This window comes from Tumebacillus lacus (genome assembly GCF_026410385.1).
Taxonomy (GTDB): Bacteria; Bacillota; Bacilli; order Tumebacillales; family Tumebacillaceae; genus Tumebacillus; species Tumebacillus lacus.
The window spans coordinates 1-2,634 of the sequence record NZ_JAPMLT010000026.1 but is presented as its reverse complement, the minus strand read 5'-3'; the positions used below and the strand labels follow the sequence as shown (position 1 = coordinate 2,634).

Here is a 2,634-nt window from a genome sequence, read left to right as displayed (position 1 = left end):
AAACGTCTCGTGACAATGGCGGAGAGGTCACACCCGTTCCCATCCCGAACACGGAAGTTAAGCTCTCCAGCGCCGATGGTACTTGGACCGCAGGGTCCTGGGAGAGTAGGTCGTCGCGGGGCGTTTTTTGTGCATAAAGAGAACCTCGATCATCGTTCATGATCGAGGTTCTTTTGTCATTTCCTACTTTCTTGTTTCAGTTCCTCCCGATTCCCGTACTATAAAACGTGTCGGTACATAATTTACACTCAACAACCAACTAAACACAACACCGGTCAAAAAAATAATCAACACCGTAATCAATCTCAGATGACCCGCTGCAACCAAGGGTACGATCATCAACACACTTTGCACGGTCAGAAGCACAAAGGCCAGTCGCGAAATCCCCATCCCTTTGTCTTCCGCGCGCAAAGGATACGTCCGAATCAAATCCGGATATTTTCGCTCCGATCCGAGCATCGGCAGTTGGAATGCCATCAAGAACAATCCGGCTAAATAGATTCCTACCGCCAGCCAATAAGACTTTATGAACAGCAATATCACAGCTACAAACAAGATCAGCCGCAGAAAGATTCCAAAGTACTCGCTATACCTTACAAATGTCCGAGTATATAAAAACTGATAAGGTCGGCTCCGGTCTCCGGGGATACGTTGAATAACCGGTTGCAGCCATTTTCTTTCTCGTATGCGCTGTTTGATCTGAGGGATATCCACAAAGAAATTAGCGACCGCTCGCCATGAAGCCAATGCGTTTTCTTCAGCCTCCAGCAGATCTTGCCAAGGATACCCCGCCTTTGGTCTGCGCAACATGATGAACGTCCAAACGGTAGCTGTAGCCGCACCGATGGTAAGCAGTACCCACTCTCTTGAAATCAGGGAGTAACACAACAGGAAGTTCAACATGAGTAAGATCATGAGTGTATGCCATGGACGTCGCTTGTTCATCAAACGATGCCATCGCACATGATAACTCCACTGCTTCACAAGCAACAACCCGGCCGATGTTACAGCAAAGGACAGAGGATCCCCAAGCGGCACCCAAAAATAAAGCGGTCCGCCTACCACCATGACGAGCAGCACCTGTACCGCCTGCCAAAAGCTCCCGTACCGATAGCTCGAGCGGAAGTAGCCTGTTAACCGCGGTTCAGCAGGCAGTAAAAACACCAGATCCGCTTCTCGCAAGAACGTGCGTGTCCCGCCTTGGAAAAGCACCAGCGTCACGACGGCAGACAGTAACCAGACGGCCGGGAAATCAGGATCCATCTGTTTTAACCCATTCGCATAAAGTCCGCTCGCCGCTGCAATCAATGCGATGATTGCAAACAGCACACCTTGATTGGATACGATCTTAATCAAGATCCGAATGCCACTCAACCAAGTCGCTCGCATTCGTACAGAGAACAAACGTTCGACATTGCGGATCGGTTCCATCACAACTCCCCCCGTGCCACACGAACGAACAACTCGTCAAGCGTGTCGTGCGGATGGCCTGCTTGGCGGCGCATATCGTCTAACTTGCCGTGCAGGGCGACCTCACCGGAGTTTACCAGCACAAAGCGATCGCAGTAGCTTTCTGCCATGCCGAGTATATGAGTAGATAGAAGGATCGCGGATCCTTGGCTCTTCATTTCCAAGAGCAGGTCAAGGAGCGAACGGATGGCCAATGGATCCAATCCTACGAACGGTTCGTCGACGATAAAAAGAGCCGGTTCGACGAGGAAGGCGCAGAGGATCATTACCTTTTGCTGCATGCCTTTAGAGAATGAGTTCGGAAAACGGTCCAGCACATCGCTCATTCTGAACAGTTCAAGGAGTCGCTCGGAGCGATTTTTATATGCCTCTGAATCGAGTTGCCAGACCATTGCGGTCAATTCGAGGTGTTCACGGAGAGTGAGTTCGGCATAGAGCTTCGGAGTCTCCGGGATATAAGCGATTCGGGAGCGGAACTGTACGGGATCCTCCTGCGCGGTCAGGCCGCCGACACGGATCTCACCGGCGAGCGGATCGAGCAGTCCGAGGACGTGTTTAAGAATTGTGCTTTTGCCGGCGCCGTTCAAACCGATCAGGCCAACGATCTCGCCGCTGTTGACAGTCAGGTTGATATCGTGGATGACCGGATGGTCTGCGTGATAGCCGCCGGTCAGATTCTGTACATGTAACAAGAGAGGCACCCACTTTCTGTAAGTGTTTGTCTCCATCTTACCTTGAATGGAGCAGGAAAGGAATCAAAAAGGGCTGATTCGGTGCAGCGGAGGCAGGTTAACGGCGATAGAGAGGGAGATTTGTTCCTGTTTGTTTGGCCAGGTAGATTGAGAGGTCGGAGTTGACATGGTAAGATTACTTCTGTCGCTGCGAGAGAGCAGTGATGAGAGATGGAAAAATTAGTGGTTGCAAGAAATGATGCAACGTGGTATATTAACTAACGTCGCTTCGGCGGCCACGATTGATCCTTGAAAACTAAACGAGTGTTACGAGATCGATTTTCGAGCCAGCGATTCAGTTCGCTGTGAACCAAACTTTTATTGAGAGTTTGATCCTGGCTCAGGACGAACGCTGGCGGCGTGCCTAATACATGCAAGTCGAGCGGACTGAATCGGAGCTTGCTCCGAGGATGTCAGCGGCGGACGGGTGAGT

Annotated in this window: 2 protein-coding genes and 2 rRNA genes; 2 read left to right on the top strand and 2 right to left on the bottom strand. The window is 50.9% G+C overall.

Features of this window, described 5'->3' with window-relative positions:
* Positions 1-5 precede the first annotated feature (5 nt).
* Positions 6-122 (top strand): 5S ribosomal RNA (gene rrf, locus OS242_RS21305).
* A gap of 61 nt (positions 123-183) precedes the next feature.
* On the opposite strand, the gene OS242_RS21300 is transcribed toward rrf, so the two are convergent.
* Both OS242_RS21300 and OS242_RS21295 read right to left on the bottom strand, forming a co-directional pair.
* Complete coding sequence (locus tag OS242_RS21300; RefSeq protein WP_267153658.1) at positions 184-1,431, bottom strand: ABC transporter permease; 1,248 nt, start codon at positions 1,429-1,431, stop codon at positions 184-186.
* Positions 1,431-2,171, bottom strand: a complete 741-nt coding sequence (locus tag OS242_RS21295) for an ABC transporter ATP-binding protein (RefSeq protein WP_267153659.1) — start codon at positions 2,169-2,171, stop codon at positions 1,431-1,433. Before OS242_RS21295 ends, OS242_RS21300 begins: the two co-directional genes overlap by 1 nt.
* 347 nt (positions 2,172-2,518) lie before the next feature.
* On the opposite strand from OS242_RS21295, the gene OS242_RS21290 reads away from it, so the two are divergent.
* Positions 2,519-2,634 (top strand): 16S ribosomal RNA (locus OS242_RS21290); the annotation flags it as partial.

Bases quoted from the DNA above. Each gene is read 5' to 3' on its own strand.
- OS242_RS21300 (WP_267153658.1), bottom strand. From the start codon at position 1,431: ATGGAACCGATCCGCAATGTCGAACGTTTGTTCTCTGTACGAATGCGA.